We start from the raw sequence: 22,937 nt of genomic DNA, 5'->3' as shown, positions 1-22,937 counted from the left end.
TGCTCTGTCTTACGTGAAGTTGTCTTACTTGAAGTTGTTGAATGCGTCAGCAGTAGCCGGAACGGTGATCTTCTTGTCGATGATCTGCTGTTTGTAGTCGTCCATCAGCTTGATTACATCTTCCGGTACGTTGTTCTTGGTGGTCGGAGCGTAGCCTACGCCGTCTTCTGCCAGGCCGTAGACGATGTGACCGCCCTCGTATTTGCCTTCGTTCAGGTCTTTGGTGATCGCGAAGATCGCGTTGTCTACACGCTTAACCATGGAAGACAGGGTGTTCGCCGGAGCGAGTTCGGACTGGTCGCGGTCAACGCCGATCACCCAGTAGCCCGCGCCGCGCTCTTTTGCTTCTGCGAATACGCCGTCGCCGGTCAGACCGGAAGCGTGGAAGATGATGTCAGCGCCTTGTTGGTACAGCTGAGCTGCCAGCAGTTTCCCTTTGTCCGGCTTGTCGAATGCGTCTGCGTAAACAGCAGTTACGGTCGCGTTCGGGTTGACCGACTTCACGCCTGCTTTGAAACCGTACTCGAACTTCTCGATCAGGGCAAATTTCACGCCGCCAACGAAGCCGATTTTGTTCGACTTGGTCATTTTGCCGGCCATAACGCCCATCAGGAAGGAGCCTTCTTCTTCTTTGAAGGTGACAGCCGTCACGTTTTTCGGAATGTCGCCGCCGAGGTCGGAGTCGATGATCCCGATTTTAGCATCCGGGTTCGCGGTTGCAACGGTCTTGATGTCTTTTTCCATCAGGAAGCCGATACCCCAGGTCATGTTGACGTTCTTGTCTTTCACGTAGCCGTTCAGGTTCGGGGTGTAGTCTTCTGCGCGCTTGGACTCGGATACCTTCGGGGTAACGCCAAGTTCGTTTTTCGCGCGGGTCAGGCCTTCCCAAGCTGCTTGGTTGAAGGAGTTGTCGTGCACGCCGCCAACGTCGGTAACCATACCGATCGTCAGCTTCTTCTCGGTGTCGCCGCCTGCGTTGTTGTTGCCTTGCTCTGCGTTGTTATCGGTGCCGCAGCCTGCAAGCAGGGATGCTGCGAGCACGCCGGTGAGCGCCAAGCTCAGAAACTTTCTTGCTTTCATTTGTAGTCCCTCACTCTCATAGTTTCACATGGTGTAGTCAGATCATCTGGTATGTACTGATACTAGCGTTTCCCATTTCCCCCACGAACTTGCATCGTTATTCTTTCGGCCGGCGTCTGAACACGTGAAAATGGAACGTATCCGTGCGAAAATAGTTGGCCGACAACAGAACGGGGCTGTCGCTTGCATCAAAGTGCATCTGCTCCAGCAAAAGCAGGGCCTGGCCCTCTTTCACATCGAGCGCCGGAAACACTTCCGGGTGGTGGGCAATCGGCTTGATCACAGTCCGTGCATAGGTGATCGGACGCCCTGCCGCTTCCAAGTGGTTGAAGATCGAACCGTCAAACCCGTCGAGGCCGTCCGGCAGCACCGACTTAGGCACGCGGTCTTCGCAGTACACCACCGGATCATCATCGGCGGTGCGGATGCGGTGGATCAGATACAGGCTCTCCGGCCCTTTCAGGCCAAACGCTTCCTGATCTTCTTTGCCCGCTTCCACTTCCCCGATCGAAAAACCGGTCGTGCCGGGGGTCCGGCCTGCCCGCTCGATCCATTCGGTGACGGAAAACAGCTGCTCGATGCCAGCCTGCACAAGCGAACGTTCGGCGATGAACGTTCCGATGCCGTGTCTGCGCACGACCGCGCCCTCTTCCTCCAGCACGCGAAGCGCCTCCCGAAGCGTTGCCCTGCTCACCCCAAACATCTTGGCGAGTTCAAACTCGGAGGGCAGCCGCGTTCCAGGCGGCCATTCGCCGCTTGCCGACATCTCTTTGATGCGATCGATGACCAGCATGTACAAAGGACGTGTGTCCGGTCGTAATTGATTCACGTTTACCTCCCTGGATAGTCAGTCAGATGTCTGACACCATTTCTTATTCTACATACTTCGACTGTCGAGTGCTAGAGATATTTTTCCTCATTTACAAAAAAGATAAACAGAACATACAAGGTTTATCGTTTTCTGCACTTTCTGTCAATAAAAAACCGCCTCAGATTTACTCTGAGGCGGACTGTTGCATCATGGTCCATTGGTCGCGGGTGATCTTTACTTCCCGCGGCTTGCTGCCTTCAAACTGTCCAACAAATCCGCGGTCTTCCATCTGGTCGACCAGGCGGGCGGCCCGCGCATAGCCGACTTTTAACTTGCGCTGCAACAGCGACACCGACGCCTGCTGACTGTCGACGATCAGCGAGACGGCATCGTAGAACAGATCGTCGAGATCGTCGTCGCCCGCTCCGTTCCCTTCGTCCGCTTGCGGCGATGTCAGGTCGACCGTATAGTTCGCTTCGCCTTGCGACTTGGCGTAGGTGACGACCCGTTCCACTTCGGAGTCGGAGAGGAACGCGCCCTGCACGCGCACCGGCTTGGAAGCGCCGACGGGCAGGTACAGCATGTCCCCGCGCCCCAGCAGCTTTTCCGCGCCGCCAGAGTCGAGAATCGTCCGCGAGTCGACTTGCGAGGAAACGGCAAAGGCGATCCGCGACGGGATGTTCGCTTTGATGACGCCGGTGATGACGTCGACCGACGGGCGCTGCGTGGCGATGATCATGTGAATGCCGGCCGCGCGCGCCATTTGCGCCAGACGGCAGATCGCATCTTCCACGTCACCCGGCGCCACCATCATCAAGTCGGCCAACTCGTCGACGATGACAACGATGTACGGGAGCGGCTGAGCCCCTTTTTCGTTCATCAGCGCATTGTAGCCGTCGATGTTGCGGCAGCCGGTCTTGGAGAACAGCTCGTAGCGGTGTTCCATCTCGGCCACGACTTTTTTCAGTGCGTAGGCGGCGCGGCGCGGATCGGTGACGACCGGCGCCATCAGGTGCGGGATGCCGTTGTAGACGTTCAGCTCGACCATCTTCGGGTCGACCATGATGAACTTGACTTCGGACGGCTTGGCTTTGTACAGGATCGAGGTGATGATCCCGTTGACGCAGACCGATTTCCCGGAACCGGTCGCGCCGGCGACCAGCAAGTGCGGCATCTTGGAGAGGGTGCCGACGATCGGCATGCCGGAGATGTCGCGGCCCAGCGCGATCGCCAAGTTGGAATCGTTGGCGGCAAATTCGCCCCCCTCCAGCACCTCACGCAGCGTGACGACCGCAACTTCGGTGTTTGGCACCTCGATGCCGATCGCCGATTTGCCGGGGATCGGCGCTTCGATGCGGATGTCTTTCGCCGCCAGCGCCAAGGCGATGTCGTCCGACAGATTGACGATCTTGGAGACTTTCACCCCGACGGCCGGCTGCACTTCGTATTGGGTGACGGTCGGCCCGATCTGGGCGTTGACCACTTTGACAGAAACGCCAAAGCTTTCGAACGTCTGCTCCAATTTGCGCGCGTTTGCTTTGACCGAGGCGATGCCCATGCCCTTTTGTCCCGACTTCGGAACATCGAGCAGGGACAGCGGCGGAATTTCGTAAAAATCCTCCTGCACCGGCTGGAAATTCAGCTTCAGATCGATCGGCTCCTCCAGCTTCGGAATGCCTTTGATCGGCAAGGTTGGCATCTGCTGCTGCACAGACGGCGGATCGAGCGGCGCCTGGGCCTCTTTGACCGGAAACTGGATCTTGATCTGCGGCGAGTCTGCCCCTTGCACGAAGCGCGGAACGTCCAGATCGTCGCTTGCAGCAGGCACGTCTTCTTCCTGCTGCTCAGCGATCAACTGATCGGCAAAAGACCGCACCGTAAAGGCGAGATCGCCCTGTTCCGGCTCCTGTGCGCTGAACTGCTGCGTTGCGCGTTTTTCCGGCTGCTTCGGCTTGGCGGCCGCAACAGGCTCCACTTCGGTCACGGCAGCAAATTCATCTTCTTCCAGATCCCACAGTGGCGAAACTTCATCCGCAGCGGCACGGCTGCGCGCGTTTTGCTTCTCCTGCTTCTCCTGCTTCTCCTGCTTGGACTTCTCGCGCTTTTCACGCAGCAGGCTTGGCCACTCGCGCAACGCGTCAAACATGCCGGACATCCGCGTCGCCATCTTGTCTCGCCCGTTGCCAAGCGTGGTGACGAGCGACTTTTTCGTGATCAAAATCACCGCCATGATGCCCGACATCACCAGCACGAACAACGTGCCGGCCGTATCGAACAGGTAATGGGTCAGCGAGAAGATCAAAAATCCGGTCAGGCCGCCCCCGGCAGACGGCTTGGTGATCGCCTGTCCATTTTGAGTCGGAATGTTCGTGTTGTAGTCAGACTGTGCCGCAATGCGGTCCATCGTCGCGTCAAACAGGTCGGGCGCGACGTTGGTGTGCCCCCGGGTGATCGTGTCGTACAAGTTCATATGCGACCAGGTGAGCATCACGATCAAAAAGACGATCAGCCCCCACTGCCGTGCGGTCATCGTCAAGCGCTGGCGCTTGATCATCAGATAGACCGCAATGTAGATCAAATACCATTCGAGCAGCCAATCCCAGTTGCCGCCGACCAGGATGAACAAATAATCGATCGTTTTGCCCACCCAGCCTTGTGCGGCCAGCCCCAGCATCGCCAGGGCGATCAGGGAGAGGCCGAGAAGTTCAAACTTCAGAAACTGCTTGGTCTGTTCAATTTTGCCTGCGCCTTTGGCGCCTTTGCCTTTCCCTTTTGCTCTCGCCATTGGTTCGCTCCGTTCTTGCCAAATCTTGCTCTATGAAAGTTTCTCCTTTTTTCCTCCATTTCCTTCAGTGCACAGCAAAAAAAGCCACTCCCGCTGAGCCGGGACGTGGCTTTTCTTGTTTCAAAACTAGTTCCCGCCGTGCAAACAAATCGTTTGACCGGGCTGGTAATTCGGGTTTAAGTAATTGGACGGGTTGGGGCAAAGCAGGCGGATGATGCGGCCGTAGCCAGGCTGTCCTTCGGCCGGTTCGACCAGCATTTTCACGCCGTTCACTTCCGCTTCGACCCAGTTGTATGTCTGCTTGTCATAATTTTCGAGAATGAACTCTTCCGGAACGACCGACCAGAGCATTATTGCAACACCTCAGTCCCGCGGTTGCGGCGCTCGGAGATCATTTCGTTCAGCTTGCGAATCGCATGGCCCAAGCCGCCGAGTTCATTGATCAGACCGTATTTGACCGCATCGCGGCCAACGACGGTGGTGCCGATGTCGCGGGCCAGTTCGCCCGTCTTCAGCATCAGTTCACGGAATTTGTCTTCGGTGATGTTCGAGTGGGTGGTGACAAAGCTGACCACGCGCTCCTGCATCTTTTCCAGATATTCAAACGACTGCGGCACCCCGATGACCAGACCGGTCAGGCGGATCGGGTGAATCGTCATCGTGGCGGTATCGGCGATAAAGCTGTAGTCGGACGCGGTGGCGATCGGCACCCCGATCGAATGTCCGCCGCCCAGCACCAGCGTGACGGTCGGCTTGGACAAGGAGGAGATCATCTCGGCCAGCGCCAGGCCGGCTTCTACATCCCCGCCTACCGTGTTCAGGATGATCAGCACACCTTCGACCGAATTGTTTTGCTCAACAGCAACCAATTGCGGGATGATGTGCTCGTATTTGGTGGTCTTGTTTTGCGGCGGCAGCACAACATGTCCTTCCACCTGCCCGATCACGTTGATGCAATAGATGTTCGACTGGTCGGTGGACGGCACATTGGTCGTGCCAAGCGCCTGGATCGTATCCACAGGACCGCGGCTTGGCATATCAAGCGGCATTCCCGGCGGCGTCGCAGGTTGTACGCCCGGCGGTTGTGGGGGATGTATCGTTGGCGGCATATCCATCCGCCCGTTTCTCCATTCTTGCATCGTACCACTCTCCTCTAAGTTCTCGGATGTAGTATGAAACAATCCTCGCCAAAACATGCAGTTCTTGTGAACGCAAAAAAGCCTTGGTCTCCGAAGAAACCAAGGCTCGAATGTTTGATTAAACTTCCATGATGATCGGCAGGATCATCGGACGGCGGCGGGTCTGCTCGTACAGGAAGCGGGACAGCGCGTCGCGCACGCCCGTCTTCAGCGAAGACCACTCGTTGACGTTTTCTGCCACCATGCGCTGCAGGGTCGCTGTGACGATGCGGTTTGCCTCGTCGAGCAGCTGTTCCGACTCGCGCACATAGACGAAGCCGCGGGAGATGATGTCCGGACCGGAGAGGATCGTGCCTTCCGCCTTGGACAAGGTGACCACGACGACAAGAATCCCGTCTTGCGAGAGCAGCTTGCGATCGCGCAGGACGATGTTGCCGACGTCGCCGACGCCAAGACCGTCGATGAGAACGGTGCCGGACGGGACTTTCGAACCGACGCGGGCGCGGCCGTTCTGGAATTCCACCTGATCGCCGACATCGACGATAAAGCAGTTGTCCTCTTCAACGCCGGTCGCGACAGCCAGTTCCACGTGTTTTTTCAGCATCCGGAACTCACCGTGTACCGGGATGAAGTACTTAGGTTGTACCAAGTTGAGCATCAGCTTCAGTTCTTCCTGCGAACCGTGACCGGATACGTGCACGCCGGACACTTGCTGGTAGATAACGTTCGCGCCGATGCGGAACAGTTGGTCGATCGTGCGGGAGATAAACTTCTCGTTGCCCGGGATCGGCGACGAAGCGATGATGACGGTGTCGCCCGGCATGATCTCGACTTTGCGGTGCGTAGCGCGCGCCATGCGGGTAAGCGCTGACATCGCTTCGCCTTGGGAACCGGTGGACAGCACGACGATGCGGTCGGCCGGAAGCTTGTTCACTTCGTCCGGGTCGATCAAAGTGCCTTTTGCCACTTGCAGATAGCCAAGATCCATGGCGATGTTGATGTTGTTCACCATGCTGCGGCCTACGACAGCAACCTTGCGGCCGAAGCGCTCCGCTGCGGTGAACACCTGCTGAATCCGGTGCAGGTTGGACGCGAACGTCGCCAAAATGATGCGGCCGTTCGACTGGCGGAACGTATCGTCGATGGTCACGCCAACGACGCGCTCCGACATCGTGTAGCCCGGACGCTCGGCGTTGGTGGAGTCGGAAAGCAGCGCCAATACGCCCTTTGCGCCCCACTCAGCCAGCATGTGGAAGTCCGCTTTGCGGTTGTCGACCGGCGTGAAGTCGAATTTGAAGTCGCCGGTGTGGATCACGACGCCTTCCGGAGTGTCGATCGCAAAACCGACGGTGTCCGGAATGGAGTGGTTGTTGTAGAAAGGAGTTACCGTGAAGGCACCCGCCTTGATATTGTTCTGGTTGGTGACGGTGATCAGCTTGGTGACCTCAAGAAGATTGTGTTCACGCAGTTTGCCTTCGATCAGCCCGAGCGTCAAACGTGTCCCGTATACCGGCACGTTGATATGCTTCAGGAAGTACGGAAGACCTCCGATGTGGTCTTCATGGCCGTGGGTAATAAACATACCGCGGATCTTGTTCTTGTTCTCGATCAGGTAGGTGATATCCGGGATGACGATGTCAATCCCGAGCATTTCCTCCTCCGGGAACTTCAGGCCGGCATCGACTACGATGATGTCGTTGCCGTACACATACGCCGTCATATTCTTGCCGATTTCCCCAACGCCGCCCAACGGGATGATCGACAATTTGTTGTTGTTCTTGCTCAAAACTACACCTCCAAAAGTATCCGTTTCATTCGCTTGTCCTAGTTCGTGTCACCAAAAACCCGTACCAGTCACTTGGTAAATATTATACATGAACTATATCTTCGTTACAAGAGAGAGCCATTGGGCGTAGTATTTCCGTCAAAAACTGTGCTTACACCAACAAAAAGAGGAGGTGCCCCTTTATGCGGGGCCCCTCCTCTTTTTTACAAGGATCAGTCCTTGATTTTTTTCAAACGGGTGCCAATCTCTTCGACCAGCTCCGGCGCTGCGTCCACCAGCGGCAGGCGCACGCCGCCGACTGCGATGCCGCTCAAGTTCAGCGCGGCTTTGACGAGGGTCGGGCTGGTGGTGAGGAACAGGCCTTGGAAGACCGGCATGAGCTTGGCGTGAATCTGTGCCGCTTCCGCCACGTTGCCTTCCACGAACTGGGTGATCATCTCGGTCATCTCATTGCCGACGACATGGGACGCCACGGAGACAACTCCGTACGCGCCAATCGCCAGCAGCGGCAAGGTCAGGTTGTCGTCACCGCTGTACACTTTGAAGCCGGCCGGCGCGGCCGCGATGATCTCGGAGATCTGATTGAAGTCGCCGCTCGCTTCCTTGGTCGCTGCGACGTTGCCGATCTCAGCGAGGCGCAGCGTGGTCTCCGACGTCATGTTGACGCTGGAGCGGCCCGGAACGTTGTACAGGATGCACGGAATCTGCACCGCTTCGGCGATCGCTTTGAAGTGCTGATACATGCCTTCTTGCGTCGGCTTGTTGTAGTACGGCACCACGAGCAGCAGGCCGTCGACGCCGGCCGCTTCCGCTTCCTGCGACAATTTGACCGATGCTTTCGTGCTGTTGCTCGAAGTTCCTGCGACCACCTTGACGCGGCCAGCCGCTTTTTCGACCACGTATTTGAACAGGGAGATCTTCTCATCGCTGGTCAAAGTCGGCGATTCGCCAGTCGTGCCGGAGACGACGAGCGTTGTCGTGCCGGTCGCGATCAGATGCTCGATCACACGGTCCAAACGCCCGTAATCGATCTCCTGGTTGTCATCAAACGGAGTGACCATCGCGGTCATAATTCTTCCAAAATCAACTGCCACTGTCTACACACCATCCTTGAGATATAGTCCTGTATCTTGTGCTCCGTCTACAGAGCGTGCAGTTCGAATTTGTTATGCAACGCCCGCACGGCCCGCGCCATGTCGTCCCCGCGCACGAGGCACCAGATCGTCGTATGCGAGTCGGCCGACTGCAGGATCTCGATGCCTTCTGACGTGATCGCATCGAGGATCAGCGCCATCACGCCCGGTACACCGGCGATGCCCGCGCCGACCGCCGACACTTTCGCGCAGCCGCGCGTCACTTCCGGACGGTAGCCCATGTCTTCCAGCACGCGAAGCGCTTTGTCTGTGTCATTGTCCGAGACGGTGTAGGCGACGCCGCGCGGGTTGACGTTGATAAAGTCGACCGATATGCCGTTCGCAGCCATCGCCTGAAACACTTTCAACTGCATCCCGCTCATGCCAGGCTCGGCAAACACTTTGATCTGGGTGACGTTTGCCGTCTGCGTGATCCCGGTCACCAGCTGATCACGCAGTTCGCCTTCGATGCGGTCCGTCCCGGTCTGCGAGGTGACCAGCGTCCCTTCGTCCTTCGACGAGGTCGCCCGCACCCGGATCGGGATGTTCTTTTGCATCGCGATCTCCACGGCGCGGGGATGGATCACTTTCGCGCCTTGGTAGGCGAGGTTGCAGATCTCGCTGTAGGTGACAGCGCGCAGGCGTCTCGCGTCATCGACGATGCGCGGGTCGGCCGTCATGATGCCTTCGACATCGGTAAAGATGTCGACGACTTCCGCATCGAGCGCCACGCCGAGCGCAGTCGCCGTCGTGTCGCTGCCGCCACGGCCAAGCGTCGTCGTTTCATAGTCTTTCGTCCAGCCTTGAAACCCAGTCACGATCACCACGCGGTCATGCTCCAGCTCCTGCAGAATCCGCTTCGGATTGATCGTCATGATCTGCGCGCGGGAAAAATCGTCATTGGTCGTGATCCCCGCCTGACCGCCGTTTAACACGGTCGTCTCGACGCCGTGCGCGCGCAGCTGCGCGGCAAAGACGACGCCCGAGATCAGTTCGCCGCAGGACATCAACAAGTCCACTTCGCGGCGGGAGGTTCTGTCTTGCTCGTCGATCAGGGAGAGCAGCGAGTCGGTCGCGTACGGATCGCCTTTGCGCCCCATCGCTGAGACGACAACAACGACGCTGTACCCGAGTGACTTCGCTTCCATTATGTGTTCGATCGCCTGTTCCCTGATCTCTCGCGTGGCGACCGAGGTGCCACCGAATTTTTGAACGAGTATTCGCATGCAGTCCCCTTCTTACTACTTGGATTTCACCATATATTCCGCAATCTGCACCGCGTTCCAGGCAGCGCCTTTGAGCACGTTGTCAGATACTACCCACAAATTCAGACCGCGCGGATGGAACAAGTCGCGGCGGATGCGCCCCACATACACGTCATGCGTGCCCTCTGCCATCGCCGGCATCGGGTACTCCTGCTCTTTCAGGTTATCGATCACCGTCACGCCCGGCGCCTGCTCCAGCAGTTGGCGCACTTCTTCGAGGTCGAACGACTTCTCCGTCTCGATGTAGACCGCTTCGGCATGGCCGTACATGACCGGAATCCGCACGGCGGTCGGCGTGACTTGAATCTCCTGGTCGCCAAAAATCTTGCGCGTTTCGTTGACCATCTTCATTTCTTCTTTGGAGAAACCGTTCTCTTCAAACACGTCGATCTGCGGGATCGCGTTAAAAGCCATCTGGTGTTTCTTCGGCTGCGAGCCGACAGGCAGATGGGTGCCAACGACCTCTTCGCCGTTCAGGACAGCGCGGGTCTGGCTGAGCAGGTCGTCGACGCCTTTTTGACCGGCGCCGGACACCGCCTGATAGGTCGAAACGATGACGCGCTCGATGCCATACGCATCATAGAGCGGCTTGAGCGCGACGACCATCTGGATCGTCGAGCAGTTCGGGTTGGCGATGATGCCGCGGTGCTGCGAGATCGCGTGCGGGTTGACTTCCGGCACGACGAGCGGCACTTCCGGCACCATGCGGAACGCGCTGGTGTTGTCGATGACGACCGCACCGCGCTCCACCGCTTCTGGAGCGAGTTTCTCAGAGATGGAACCGCCCGCCGAGAACAGCGCGAAGTCGATGCCTTCGAACGCTTCCGGACGGGCTTCTTCCACCGTATACGTCTGGCCTTTAAACGTCACTTGCTGCCCAACAGAACGAGGAGAGGCGAGCAAGCGGAGTTCGCCAACGGGGAAATCCCGTTTCTCCAGAGTTTCAATCATTTTCTGACCGACTGCGCCTGTGGCTCCAACCACTGCAACGTTGTAGCGTTCTTTTTTTACCATTTCGATCGTCCAACTCCTCGTCAAGTAAGCTTACCGTTTATTTTTGCAGGTCGCGCCATTTCTCCACGATCATCGGCTGGATTTGCTTCTTTTCAAGCGCCTGCTCGATGGTCGGGAGGATCAGCTCGTTGCGCGCGACCAGCGAATTGATTTTCTTCCACGGGTCATCTTGCCCAAACGGAACAAAGAAAATGTTCTTTGTCGCGAGCAGCCGCCCGATGTTGGTCGCATTGAGGCCCAGCCCGTCATTGGTCGAGATCGACACGACGAGTGGGCGGTCGTTGCGCAGCGTAGATTTGGCTGCCATCAGCACCGGCGATTCGTTCATCGCATTGGCCAGTTTGGCCAGCGAGTTGCCTGTGCACGGCGCGATCAGCATGCAGTCGAGCAGCTTCGAAGGGCCCAGCGGCTCGGCCTCCGGGATCGACCTGATCGCTTTTTCGCCGGTGATCTTTTCAATCGTCGCCACCCATTCGTCCGCTTCGGCAAAACGGGTCGAAGTCGATTGAACCGTATAAGACAAAACAGGAACAACGCGAGCTCCGGCTTCTACCAGCGCTTCCATCGCCGGCTGTACTTCCGCATACGTGCAATGTGAACCGGTAAGACCAAAACCAATCGTTTTCCCTTTCAATTCCATAGCAGATACCTCCAGGTTATGCGTGTTCCCAAAGGATCCGGCAGAGCGTTCTGGCCAAAATCTGCCCTGCGGTCTTCGGGGCAACGATTCCCGGCAGGCCTGGAGCAAGAATTGCTTTTATTCCCCGTTTTTCTGCATAGCGAAAGTCGGTGCCGCCTGGCTTTGACGCGATGTCGATGATCACGCAGGATCTCGGCACCCGTGTCAGCACTTCGGCTGACAACACCAGATGCGGGATCGTGTTAAAGATCAGTTCCGCATCTCCTACCGCCTTCAAAATTTCATTCATCGGGTACGCCTCAAGCCCCATCTCTTGAATGCGGGCGAGGTCAGGTTCTTTCCTTGCGCATACCCGTACATCCGCCCCGATGCCATTCAGCATCCGGGCTAGGGTGATCCCGCAGCGCCCGAAACCGAGCACTACGGAGCGTGAACCATGGATCGTGATATCCGTATGCTCCATCGCCATCGCAATCGCCCCTTCGGCAGAAGGCACTGAGTTGCGGATCGCCACCTCATCGAGCTCCATCAGTTGGATCAGGCGCAGACCTTTGGTCTGACACACCTCCGACAGTCTCTTCCTTGCGATCCCGGTGAAGATGAGCGCCTCTGGCCGGACTGCGGAAAAGTGCTCTTCCGTCAGCACCAGCTCTTCCGTGGAATATCGCGATTCCACGCGGCCTGCATCATCCATCCCGGTCACAGGAAGCACGATTGCGTCTACGTCGCTGAACACGTCAGGTGCAAGTTCCGCCTTTACCGTATCTGCGAGGGGGGTCTCAAGTTGGTCGAAGCCGATCAAAACGATGCTCGCATCGAGTTCGATCGCATACTTGATCACTTCAATCATGCGAGCGTCGCCGCCGACGAACGCCATTTTGATCCCTGTCAGCATGCTCCGGTTACCCCTTTCACAACATTTTACGCGAAACAGAAGAAAATTCAAGGCAAACAGACAATTCTTCCTGAGACCTTGCTGCACAGAAAACGGGGAATCTCCAGTGCCGCGGGTCGCTGCAGGTGAGATATCCTATGCGCTGGGCTAGTCTGTGGTTCCAAACACCGCTCCGGCGTAGCGCGCCTCCTGGGACGAATCGAGCAGAATCATGTCGGGGCCAACTTTGTGAATCGCCGCCCATGGAATGACCGCCTGGTCTTTTTTCTTATTGAAAAAGCCGCCTTGGGTGATCACGATCGAATGAATTTTCCCGCTCTCTTCATCAATAAACAAATCGGCGCCGCCCAGCATCCCAATCCGGGTGCCGGATCGCACGTCGATCAATTCTTTGCCCGCCAGTTCACTCAGTCTCATCTGTAAAAATCCCTCCTGTCTTTGTTACCTCTTATGCGCGGGAAAATAGAAAAAGCACCTGAGGGCTCAGGTGCCTTTCGTCAATCCTGTTATTTCGTTTCACCCGGCGCCCGCAGATCGTCGAGAGGACCAACTGCCGACATTGCGAATTTGCCGCCAAGAATGGCGCCCGCCGCTGTTTTTACATCTTCAAGCGACACGTTTTTGACTTTGTCGACCATCTCGTCAAGCGAGATGTGACGGCCCAGCAGTTCGTTTTTGCCAAGTCTCGACATGCGCGAAGACGTGCTTTCCAAGGAGAGCATCAGCGAGCCTTTGACCTGCTCTTTCGCTTTGTTCAACTCACTCTCGGTGATGCCTTTTTGCGCGATGCCGCCAAGCACCTCTTCACAAAGGTCCAGCACGTGCTGCGCCCGTTCCGGAGCGGTGCCGACATACAGCCCAAACATGCCGATGTCTTTATAGGCGGTATGGTAGCTGTAGATCGAATAGGCCAAGCCGCGCTCTTCCCGAATTTCCTGGAACAGACGCGACGAGGACGACCCGCCCAGCACGTTGTTGAACAGAATCACCGGGTAGATCATCGGGTCATCATACGCGATGCCAGGCGCCGCCAGCACGATGTGCGCCTGCTCGGTCTGCTTAGTGCGGATCGCTTTGCCCGCATGGAACGCCGCCCGCTCATCCTGGCGCGAAATGCGGGACGGCTGCAGGTGGCCAAACAGTTGGCTCGCCAAAGCCACCGCGTGGTCGCGCTTGACGTTGCCGGCAATGGCGATGACCACATTGTCGGTCGTGTATTTCTCTTCCATATAAGAGAAGAGATCGTTTGGCGTAAACGCGTTGAGGTTGGCTTCCGTGCCGAGGATGTTATAGCCGAGCGGATGCTTTTGGAACACCACTTCGGCGATCATGTCGTGCACCAGATCATCCGGCGCGTCTTCGTACATCTTGATCTCTTCGACGACCACGCGGCGCTCTTTGGCCAGCTCCTCCTCCGCAAATTTGGAGTTGAGCACCATATCGCCAAGCGTTTCCAGCGCCAGCCCAAAATGTTCGTCCAGCACTTTCGCATAGTAGCATGTGTATTCCTTGGAGGTGAACGCGTTGACCTGGCCGCCGATGCCGTCGAACAGTTCGGCGATCTGGCGCGCATTCAACTTATCCGTTCCCTTAAACATCATGTGTTCAATAAAATGGGTAACGCCGTTATTCTGCGGACTTTCGTCGCGGGAACCTGCCCCGACCCAAATCCCCAGCGATACGGAGCGCACCGATGGAATTTCTTCGATGACCACTCGTATCCCGTTTTGGAGCACTTCACGATAAATCAAGAACATCCTCCTCTTGTCAACGAGAGACTCTTCTTCTATGTGACTGAATCAGGTTTACTATAGCAAAAAACCGGGTTCGATGCCACATCGAACCAATTTAAGAGGATGGCACCGGACGCGTTTCGTCCAGCAGTTCAGAAACGGTAACCAGGCCATAGCCCTTTTTGAGAAGACTTGGTACTATCGTACGCAGCGCATCGCGAGTTGGTTCGGTCGGATGCATCAGCACCATCGAACCGTTTTCCGCTCGGGACAGGACTCGATTTACAATCGTGGAAGCGGGCGGCTTTTTCCAGTCGACCGTATCGAGTGACCAGAGGATCGTGTACATGCCCTGCTTGTAGGCGGTTGCGACTGTGGAGTCGGCGTACGCTCCGGACGGCGGCGCAAACAGTGTGGGCTTGATGCCGGTCGCCTCTTCGATCACGGCGTTGGTGCGGGTGATCTGGCGCAGTTGATCGGAGACGCCCATGCGTGACATGTCGGGGTGCGAGTAAGCGTGGTTGCCCAGCTCATGCCCGGCCGCAGAGATCTGTTTCGCGACTTCCGGATTTTTTTTGGTCCAACTGCCATCGAGGAAAAAGGTCGCTTTTACGTGGTGCTTTTCCAAGGTGGCAAGCATCTCTGGTATATATTCTGTCCCCCAAGCGACGTTGATCATAAGTGCAATTTGCTTTTTTTGCGAATTTGCTTTGTAGATCGGTAAAGCGCCAAGGTCTTTCAAGTGTACCTTCGGCGGAATTTGTTCCGCCACGACTTGGATGCGGTCACCGCCGGCCGCTTTGGTTTTCTGAATCGTGGCCTCAATGTCGACTTTCAGCCCGTTCAGCCCCGGTATCGCACGCCAAACCGGGTCGTTTTTGGCGTCGATCGGCTTCTGGTCATATTCTTTGGCGAGCAGTTCGACCCGTTGTTTGAGCGCATCGTCGCTGATGCCGGCCATCACGTTGACGACAGCGACCTGCTTCTGCTCCTCGCCGCTCATGGCCAGTCCGGCTGCCAAAAACAAAAACGCCGCCACCATAAGCAAGAGACGGCGTTTGGTCAGCGTCACAATCAAAAATGGTCGTTTCACAGTCACTCTACCTCCTCTTGCAGTGAAGAGATTGTTTTGACGTCAAATCCAGCCCTGCGAATCCCCTGCAGCACGGCGCTGATGCCTTCTGCTGTGAGTTTGTCGGCGCGCAGGCGCACGATGTCCCCTGCGGACAATCCCGCAGGCAGCCCGCTCCAGACTGCGGCAGCCGTTTCCTCGGCCTCCGGAACGGCGGAGACCGACCAGGAGATCAGGTTTTCATGGCGGGCACGAATCTCTTTGGCAACTTGTCCGTTCGTTTCGCCAAAGGGCACGCGAAACAGATCGACATCCGGCAGGTTCGCTGCGCTCCATGCGTCGTCCGTCCGTTTCAGTTCCTGGCGCAATTGCTCGGTGGACAGGTCGGACGCTTTGCGGTTGGTGTACAGACTCCGCCCGACCTCGTGTCCTTCTTTGACGATGGCGCGGGCCAGATGCGGATGGCGTTCCACCCATTCGCCGGTCAGGAAAAAGGTCGCGCGCGCACGTTCTGCACGCAGCTTAACCAAAATTTGCGCAACTTGGTCGCTGTCTTGGGACACATCAAACGTCAGCGCCACGATCGGGTGCTCGACGCGGTAGGTCTGCACGGGGATGGCCAGTCCCTTCAGATCGCGAACATAGGTGTTGATGGCCAGCGTATCGGTGATTCCGGAAAACATCAACAGGCAAACGGCACAGGCGGCGACCAGTTTGCCGGAATGAAATTTGTTTCTGTACATTATTTTTTTCATCTGGTTGTCCTCCTAACCTCATTGGCAGTCTATGCAAACTGGAAAAGGACTAGACCAAATGAAAAAAGGAACAGAGCGGGGCTCTGTTCCTTGGCGTGTTGCTGTTCGATTAGGTTCTCGGACGTGCCGGACGTTCGCCGCGGTCGCGGTTGCGATCGCCGCCACGGTCACCACCGCGATCTCCGCCACGGCTCGGACCGCCGGAGCGTTCACGCGCTGCTTTGACCTGACGCTGGATCTCTTCCAGCGGCGTCGGCGGCTCGCCGCGCAGCTCACGAAGCGCTTCGCGGTGCGAGAGGTTGACGCGGCCTTGGGAGTCGATCTCGGTGACTTTGACCATCAGCTTGTCACCGACGTTGCACACGTCTTCCGTTTTCGCTACGCGCTCATCGCCCAGTTGGGAGATGTGCACGAGGCCTTCTTTGCCCGGCAGGAGTTCGACAAACGCGCCGTATTTCTCAACGCGGGTGACGGTGCCGTTGTACGTCGCGCCTGCTTCCACCTCAGCAACGATGTTTTCGATGATCTCCTTCGCGCGATAGCCTGCTTGCGCATCGGTCGCGGCGATGAAGACGCGGCCATCCTGCTCGATGTCGATCTTGACGCCGGTCTCGTCGATGATCTTGTTGATCACGCGGCCGCCCGGTCCAATAACATCGCGGATCTTGTCCGGGTTGATGCGCATCGTGATGATGCGCGGCGCGTACGGCGAGAGCTCCGGACGCGACTCGGAGATCGCTTCCATCATTTTCGCCATGATGTGAGCGCGGCCGCGGTGCGCCTGCTCCAGCGCCTGTTCCAGCACTTGGCGGTTGATGCCTTTGATCTTGATGTCCATCTGCAGCGCGGTGATGCCTTCGCTGGTCCCTGCGACCTTGAAGTCCATGTCGCCGAGGTGGTCTTCCATGCCTTGGATGTCGGTGAGGACAACCATCTTGTCACCGTCTGCGATCAGGCCCATCGCCACACCGGCTACCGGTGCTTTGATCGGCACGCCTGCGTCCATCAGGGCGAGGATGGAGCCGCAGATGGAAGCCTGCGAGGAGGAGCCGTTCGATTCCAGCACCTCGGAGACGAGGCGGATCGTGTACGGGAATTCCTCTTCGTTCGGGATGATCGGCTCGATGGCACGCTCGCCGAGCGCGCCGTGACCGATATCGCGGCGGGACGGAGCGCGCAGCGGACGCGCTTCGCCGACGGAGAACGGCGGGAAGTTGTAGTGGTGCATAAAGCGCTTCTCTTCTTCAAGGCCAAGGCCGTCGATGGTCTGCGCATCGCCAAGCGCGCCGAGCGTACAGATCGACAGCGCTTGGGTTTGTCCGCGGGTGAAGAGGCCGGAGCCGTGCACGCGCGGCAGGATCGCAACTTCGGTCGCGACCGGGCGCACTTCGTCAACCGCGCGGCCGTCCGGACGGATGCCTTCGTGGACGATCGAGTAGCGCACTTGTTCTTTGACGATGTCGTAGAGGACTTCATCGATGTCTTTTTGTTTTGCTTTATAGTTGTCTTCGCCAAGCAGTTCGAGCATCGCTGCACGCACATCTTCTTTGACAACGGAGATGTTCGCTTCGCGCTCATGCTTGTCGAAGGTGCGGATCGCTTCTTTGAGCTTGTCCGTCGCCATGGCGCGGACTTGCTCGTTGACTTCAGCGTCCACTTCGTGCAGGACGACAGCCATTTTCACCGGCTGAATCTCTGCGATCATTTGCTCTTGGAACGCGATCAGTTCTTTGATCGCATCATGGCCAAACATGATCGCTTCGATCATATCCTGCTCGGAGACGAACTTCGCGCCCGCTTCGACCATGTTGATCGCTTCTTTGGTACCGGCGACAACGAGGTGCAGGTCGGACTGCTCCGTTTGCTGAACGGTCGGGTTGATCACCAGCTGTCCATCAACACGGCCGACGATGACGCCGGCGATCGGGCCTTCAAACGGCACGTCAGACAGCATCAGCGCAGCAGAGGTGCCGATCATCGCGGCGATCTCCGGCGCGCAGTCCTGGTCGACCGACATGACGATGTCGACGATCTGCACGTCGTTGCGGAATCCTTCCGGGAACAAGGGGCGCACCGGACGGTCGATCAGGCGGCTGGCCAGGATCGCTTTTTCGGACGGGCGTCCTTCACGTTTGATGAAACCGCCCGGGATCTTGCCGGCCGCGTACAAACGCTCTTCATAGTTGACGGTGAGCGGGAAGAAATCGAGGTCTTTCGGTTCTTTCGATGCGGTGACAGTACAGAGGATCACCGTTTCGCCATAGCGAACCAGAACAGAGCCGCTCGCCTGTTTCGCGAGTTTGCCTGTCTCGATCGTCAGCGTGCGGCCTCCGAGTGTAGTTGTAAACGTTCTATGCATAGAAGAAAAACTGCCTCCTTTTGGCGTTTTGCCTAATATCCTATGTATTCATGAAAAAGAGATGAGTGGAAACTATACCCACAACCTCTAAGTAATTCGCACCTGTGGACAGTATTTCCTTCTTCGTCTAATAAAAATCATGGACATACAAAGAAGAAGCGGGAAATTTCTTCCCGCTTCTTGATTCATTACTTACGCAGACCGAGTTTACCGATCGTTTCGCGGTAACGGTTGATGTCCTTGTTACGCAGGTAGTTCAACAGGTTACGGCGATGACCAACCATTTTCAGCAGGCCGCGACGGGAGTGGTGATCCTTCTTGTGCGTGCGCAGGTGGTCGTTCAGGTAGTTGATCTTGTTGGTGAGGATTGCGATTTGTACTTCCGGAGAGCCAGTGTCGGTCTCGTGTACTTTAAAGGATTCGATCAGTTGGTTTTTTGCGTCTTGAGACAATGCCATCTCAATACACCTCCATTAAGTTATCCCCAAGGCCCAGAATGCCGTCGGTGTGCTCGGACAATCCGCGCTCATGGTTGCTGTGTCATTTGCCGATTACTGTGATGACAAGTCTTCCCTGCGCAATATCTTTCGCCACGATATCAAACGCCCGCCCGCCTAAAGAAACAAAGCCCCGAAAACGTGTGGCGACCGGGACCATGCCCGGAATCAGCCGCGCTGCTTTCGAGATATCCTCGATGCGGATGCCTCGTTGCCGTTCTTCAAACAACCGTTGTCTGGCGTGATCAGTGACGATGACTCGCATACTCAGTTATACTCAAACGAGAGCTGGCGGTCATCATCCATCTCCGTGTACATGGAGAAGAGCGAATCTTGAAATGCGAGCAGAAATGCGTCTTGCATGCCGCTCTTGCGATAAAACTTCACAAGGTCACGGTTGAGTCGCTTAAACTCATCGCTGATGCAGATGCGGGCGACTTCGCGACACAATTCCATCAGACGTTCGTCACGTTCATCGACATGCGGGTATCTCACGCTCATCCATCCCCTCGCTCACGAACAGTTTAGAGCCGGAGCCGGGATCATTGGAATGTAAGTAAGAACCACTAAAGTAGTATAGCATAGTAGGACATGTTCTACAATACCAGCCTTCGTGCTGTAAATGTATGCACGAAAACTAGTACGATATGCCGGAAAACGAATGCAGGCGCGTCTCCGCTTCCCGCACATCGGAGGAGATCTGCGCAATCAGCTCCTCGACGGAGAAAAACTTCTTCTCATCGCGGATAAAATCGAGCAGTTGGAGCCGCACGGTCTGCCCGTACAAGTCTCCTTCAAAGTTCAAAAGGTGTGCTTCAAGCGTACGGCGGTGGTTGTCGTGGAACGTCGGTTTCGTGCCGATGTTCAGCACGCCGGCGTACCATACATTCTGTACCAGCACCCGCACCAGGTAAACCCCGTTCTTCGGCAAGGTATACGGATCATTTGGTTCGATGTTCGCCGTCGGGAAACCGAGCAGCCGCCCGCGCTTCTCGCCATGCACAACGATGCCGTTGATTCCGTACGGGCGTCCGAGCAGTTCCTGCACCAGGCGCACATCTCCGTAGGACAGCTTCTCGCGGATCAGCGTGGAAGACACCTTCTCGCCATACGCGTTCACAGCGCCGACGATGTCCACGTCAATGCCGATCTGCTCGGCGAGCTGCTTGAGCTGCGACGTGTCTGACGTGCCGCCGCGCCCAAATGCATAGTCGAAGCCGACGACGACCGTCTGCGGATGCAGCGCTCCCAAAAAGCGGTACACAAAGTCTTCTGCCGACATGCCGGCAAATTCCAGCGAGAAGTTGACGACATAGACGACATCCACGCCGAGCTCCTGCATCACGCGCATCTTTTCATCAAACGGCGTGAGCAGGTGCGTGTAGCCCCCTTTGCCCAGCACTTGACGCGGATGCGGATAAAAGGTCAGCAGGCTGACCGGTAGCCCGGTCGTCTCCGCCAAACCTCTGGCCCGCGCGATCAATTGCTGATGCCCGATATGCAGCCCGTCAAAATTCCCCAATGCCATCACAGTCGGCCGAAATGCCGTATTCCCATTCCCGTCCAGAAGATCGGTGATTTGAATGATCTCCACGAGGTTCACCCCTACTCTTTAAACACCTTTTCCGGCAGCGTGTGCAGTTCTCCGTCCGCGACCTCTGTGACGCGATACAGCGCCAGCAGTTTCCCGGTACGGCTCTCGATCCGCACAAGCGACCCGACCTCAGCTCCCGGAATCTGGCGTTTGATGGTCAACTCTCTCCCGTTATTGACGCGACGCTCCAGCACTTCCGGGATTACGTTTTGCGGCAGATGCGGAAGCGCCGCCTGCATCGGCAAAAGCACTTCCCCGATCGTGCCATTTTTCACAAGCTCTTCCAGCGTTTCGAAGGTGAGCGCCTGCGACAGGTCAAACGGACCCGACTTGGTGCGCAACAGCTCCGACATGTGCGCCGGAACGCCCAATTGCTGTCCAAGATCGTGGCAGAGCGTCCGCACATATGTGCCTTTGGAACATTCCACATAAAAACGCACTTTGGGCCTTGGCAGGTCCAACTGCATCTCTTCGATCTCCAGCTTATAAATCGTCACTTCGCGTGGCGGGATCTCCACTTCTTCCCCTTTGCGGGCCAGGTCATACGCCCGCTTCCCGTCGATCTTGATCGCCGAAAATGCGGGCGGACGCTGGAGGATCGTACCGACAAACGAAGCGAACGCCTCGCGAACGGCCGCTTCGGTGAGGCTGACATCGTCCGCCGTCTCGACCGGTTCGCCGGAAGCATCCTGCGTCGTGGTCGAGAATCCAAACGTCACCTCACCACGATATGCTTTGGACTGGTCGAGAAGGTACTCGGCGACGCGGGTCGCCATGCCGATGCAGATCGGCAGGACGCCTTGCACGTCCGGGTCGAGGGTGCCGGTGTGACCGATCTTTTTGATGCTCAAGATCCGCCGCGCCTTGCCCACAACCTGATGCGACGTCATGCCCGCCGGTTTGTTGATGACGAGGATTCCGTTCATTCTGCCGTCGCCTCCGGGTGCACTGGCGCTCCTGCGACCGCTTCTTGCACGCGGGTAAGCACTCGCGCTTTGACCGCTTCCACGTCGCCGTCAACCGTGCAGCCGGCTGCGCGCGCGTGTCCGCCGCCGCCAAATTCCAAGGCAATGGCGCCAACATCAACGACGTATTTGGAACGGAAGCTGACTTTGACTTTGCCGGGCAGCCCTTCACGGAAGGAAATGCCGACTTCTACGCCTTCCACGTTGCGCGGGTAGTTGACCAGCCCTTCCACGTCTTCGTCACAACCGCCTGCCGTCTCCAGCATCTCGCGGGTGATCGTCACCCATGCGATGCGACCGCTCTCATCGCGGCCCAGCGTATCGAGCGTGGAACGGATCAGCAGCACTTGCGGCCAAGTCATCGTCTCCATCACGCGGTCGACGATGTTGTACGGCGAGACGCCAACTGTCAGCAGGTTGGCTGCGATCAGCAGCACCTCTTCAGTGGTATTCGAATAGCGGAAGCCGCCCGTGTCGGTGACCAAGCCGGTATAGAGACAAGTCGCCGTATCCAAGTCGAGTTCCATGCCCAGTTGCTGCGCGATCTTGAAGACGATCTGGCAGGTCGCCGCCGCGTCGAGGTCGACGAGGTTTTCCGTGCCGAAGTGGTCATTGGTCACATGGTGATCAACGTTCAGCAGGTTGGCTCCTTCTGCTACCAGGCCGCCGGAGCGGCCAAGGCGCTTGCGGTCCCCGCAGTCAAAGGAGATCACGTTGTGAAATGTCCCTTCGACCTGCTCCGGCAGTTGGAAACGGTCGGCCAGCGGCAGGAACATAAATTTATCCGGGATCGGATCATCGTTGACCAGCGTCACCGTTTTGCCGAGCTGTTGCAGAAGCTTTGCAGCGCCGAGAACCGAACCCAGCGCGTCCCCGTCCGGTTTCTCATGGACGAGGAGCAGCAGGTTGTCATGCTTGTGGAAAAAGTCGGCAGCCGTCTTATATTCTGGTTTCAGTTTCAGATTGAGGCTCATCCTGCTTTTCACCTTCTTTGATATCCCGCAGGACTTTGCCGATACGGGTGGAGTAATCAAGCGAAGTGTCCAATTTGAAGTGCAATTCCGGCGTGCGGCGCAGGCGAACACGGCGTCCGACCTCGGCGCGGATGAATCCCGCCGCCTTTTGCAAAGCTTCCATCGTGCCTTTGCGCTGCTCTTCATCGCCGAGAACCGACACGAAAACGGTCGCATGCTGCAGGTCGCCCGATGCTTCTACTTCGGTGATCGTTACGAATCCAACGCGCGGGTCTTTGACCTCGGTGCGCACGATATCGACGATCTCTTTCTTGATCTGTTCTCCCACACGGCTTACTCTGAGTTTTGCCATGAATGGTCACCTCATCTTGTTGGAGTGTGAACAGCCTATGTATACATGACGGAGTTGCGCCCCGCAAGAGCCGAAGCGGTGCTTTGGC

At 57.1% G+C, this 22,937-nt stretch carries 23 protein-coding genes; all 23 read right to left on the bottom strand.

What is annotated here, in order from left to right; genetic code table 11:
• Positions 1-24: 24 nt before the first annotated feature.
• Entirely contained in the window at positions 25-1,080 is a 1,056-nt protein-coding gene (locus tag CBW65_RS17335; RefSeq protein WP_087457881.1) for a BMP family lipoprotein, read from the bottom strand.
• Positions 1,081-1,177: 97 nt separating this feature from the next.
• The gene (locus tag CBW65_RS17330) at positions 1,178-1,909 is read right to left on the bottom strand and encodes a GntR family transcriptional regulator (RefSeq protein WP_232463353.1); all 732 of its coding nucleotides are present in this window, start codon (positions 1,907-1,909) and stop codon (positions 1,178-1,180) included.
• 166 nt (positions 1,910-2,075) lie between these two features.
• Positions 2,076-4,676 (bottom strand): DNA translocase FtsK, encoded by a 2,601-nt coding sequence (locus CBW65_RS17325; protein ID WP_087457880.1) that lies wholly within the window; start codon positions 4,674-4,676, stop codon positions 2,076-2,078.
• 126 nt (positions 4,677-4,802) lie between these two features.
• Complete coding sequence (locus CBW65_RS17320; RefSeq protein ID WP_087457879.1) at positions 4,803-5,027, bottom strand: YlzJ-like family protein; 225 nt, start codon at positions 5,025-5,027, stop codon at positions 4,803-4,805.
• Positions 5,027-5,815 carry a ClpP family protease gene (locus CBW65_RS17315; RefSeq protein WP_408646507.1) on the bottom strand — a complete coding sequence of 263 codons (789 nt, stop codon included), beginning with the start codon at positions 5,813-5,815 and terminating at the stop codon, positions 5,027-5,029. Before CBW65_RS17315 ends, CBW65_RS17320 begins: the two co-directional genes overlap by 1 nt.
• 118 nt (positions 5,816-5,933) lie before the next feature.
• On the bottom strand, positions 5,934-7,601 hold the full coding sequence (locus tag CBW65_RS17310; RefSeq protein ID WP_087457878.1) for a ribonuclease J: 1,668 nt from the start codon (positions 7,599-7,601) through the stop codon (positions 5,934-5,936).
• Positions 7,602-7,813: 212 nt separating this feature from the next.
• Positions 7,814-8,671, bottom strand: a complete 858-nt coding sequence (gene dapA, locus CBW65_RS17305) for a 4-hydroxy-tetrahydrodipicolinate synthase (RefSeq protein ID WP_087457877.1) — start codon at positions 8,669-8,671, stop codon at positions 7,814-7,816.
• A gap of 71 nt (positions 8,672-8,742) precedes the next feature.
• Entirely contained in the window at positions 8,743-9,960 is a 1,218-nt protein-coding gene (gene dapG / locus CBW65_RS17300) for an aspartate kinase (protein ID WP_087457876.1), read from the bottom strand.
• A 15-nt stretch (positions 9,961-9,975) separates the two neighbouring features.
• Positions 9,976-11,013 carry an aspartate-semialdehyde dehydrogenase gene (locus tag CBW65_RS17295; RefSeq protein ID WP_087457875.1) on the bottom strand — a complete coding sequence of 346 codons (1,038 nt, stop codon included), beginning with the start codon at positions 11,011-11,013 and terminating at the stop codon, positions 9,976-9,978.
• Between the two features lie 37 nt (positions 11,014-11,050).
• The gene (locus CBW65_RS17290; RefSeq protein WP_087457874.1) at positions 11,051-11,653 is read right to left on the bottom strand and encodes a dipicolinate synthase subunit B; all 603 of its coding nucleotides are present in this window, start codon (positions 11,651-11,653) and stop codon (positions 11,051-11,053) included.
• 16 nt (positions 11,654-11,669) lie between these two features.
• On the bottom strand, positions 11,670-12,548 hold the full coding sequence (gene dpsA, locus CBW65_RS17285; RefSeq protein ID WP_087457873.1) for a dipicolinate synthase subunit DpsA: 879 nt from the start codon (positions 12,546-12,548) through the stop codon (positions 11,670-11,672).
• Positions 12,549-12,695: 147 nt separating this feature from the next.
• Positions 12,696-12,965 (bottom strand): YlmC/YmxH family sporulation protein, encoded by a 270-nt coding sequence (locus CBW65_RS17280; RefSeq protein ID WP_087457872.1) that lies wholly within the window; start codon positions 12,963-12,965, stop codon positions 12,696-12,698.
• A gap of 89 nt (positions 12,966-13,054) precedes the next feature.
• Positions 13,055-14,299 (bottom strand): M16 family metallopeptidase, encoded by a 1,245-nt coding sequence (locus tag CBW65_RS17275; RefSeq protein ID WP_232463352.1) that lies wholly within the window; start codon positions 14,297-14,299, stop codon positions 13,055-13,057.
• Between the two features lie 97 nt (positions 14,300-14,396).
• Positions 14,397-15,374, bottom strand: coding sequence for a polysaccharide deacetylase family protein (locus CBW65_RS17270; RefSeq protein WP_087457871.1), 978 nt, complete (start codon positions 15,372-15,374; stop codon positions 14,397-14,399).
• Positions 15,375-15,376: 2 nt separating this feature from the next.
• A complete protein-coding gene (locus CBW65_RS17265) occupies positions 15,377-16,108 on the bottom strand; it encodes a polysaccharide deacetylase family protein (RefSeq protein WP_087457870.1) in 732 nt (243 codons plus the stop codon).
• A gap of 109 nt (positions 16,109-16,217) precedes the next feature.
• Positions 16,218-18,467 carry a polyribonucleotide nucleotidyltransferase gene (gene pnp, locus CBW65_RS17260; RefSeq protein ID WP_087457869.1) on the bottom strand — a complete coding sequence of 750 codons (2,250 nt, stop codon included), beginning with the start codon at positions 18,465-18,467 and terminating at the stop codon, positions 16,218-16,220.
• Between the two features lie 188 nt (positions 18,468-18,655).
• Complete coding sequence (gene rpsO, locus CBW65_RS17255) at positions 18,656-18,925, bottom strand: 30S ribosomal protein S15 (RefSeq protein ID WP_087457868.1); 270 nt, start codon at positions 18,923-18,925, stop codon at positions 18,656-18,658.
• A gap of 82 nt (positions 18,926-19,007) precedes the next feature.
• Positions 19,008-19,229 (bottom strand): hypothetical protein, encoded by a 222-nt coding sequence (locus CBW65_RS17250; RefSeq protein WP_087457867.1) that lies wholly within the window; start codon positions 19,227-19,229, stop codon positions 19,008-19,010.
• A gap of 2 nt (positions 19,230-19,231) precedes the next feature.
• Positions 19,232-19,459 (bottom strand): hypothetical protein, encoded by a 228-nt coding sequence (locus CBW65_RS17245; RefSeq protein ID WP_087457866.1) that lies wholly within the window; start codon positions 19,457-19,459, stop codon positions 19,232-19,234.
• Positions 19,460-19,601: 142 nt separating this feature from the next.
• Positions 19,602-20,558 carry a bifunctional riboflavin kinase/FAD synthetase gene (locus CBW65_RS17240; RefSeq protein ID WP_232463351.1) on the bottom strand — a complete coding sequence of 319 codons (957 nt, stop codon included), beginning with the start codon at positions 20,556-20,558 and terminating at the stop codon, positions 19,602-19,604.
• A gap of 11 nt (positions 20,559-20,569) precedes the next feature.
• Positions 20,570-21,484 carry a tRNA pseudouridine(55) synthase TruB gene (gene truB / locus CBW65_RS17235; RefSeq protein WP_087457865.1) on the bottom strand — a complete coding sequence of 305 codons (915 nt, stop codon included), beginning with the start codon at positions 21,482-21,484 and terminating at the stop codon, positions 20,570-20,572.
• Positions 21,481-22,497, bottom strand: a complete 1,017-nt coding sequence (locus CBW65_RS17230; protein ID WP_087457864.1) for a DHH family phosphoesterase — start codon at positions 22,495-22,497, stop codon at positions 21,481-21,483. Before CBW65_RS17230 ends, truB begins: the two co-directional genes overlap by 4 nt.
• The gene (gene rbfA / locus CBW65_RS17225) at positions 22,463-22,849 is read right to left on the bottom strand and encodes a 30S ribosome-binding factor RbfA (protein WP_087457863.1); all 387 of its coding nucleotides are present in this window, start codon (positions 22,847-22,849) and stop codon (positions 22,463-22,465) included. Before rbfA ends, CBW65_RS17230 begins: the two co-directional genes overlap by 35 nt.
• Positions 22,850-22,937 lie beyond the last annotated feature (88 nt).

The organism is Tumebacillus avium (assembly GCF_002162355.1).
GTDB classification, from domain to species: Bacteria; Bacillota; Bacilli; order Tumebacillales; family Tumebacillaceae; genus Tumebacillus_A; species Tumebacillus_A avium.
Note: the sequence above shows the minus strand (reverse complement) of the source record. Positions and strands in the feature narration are given on the sequence as shown.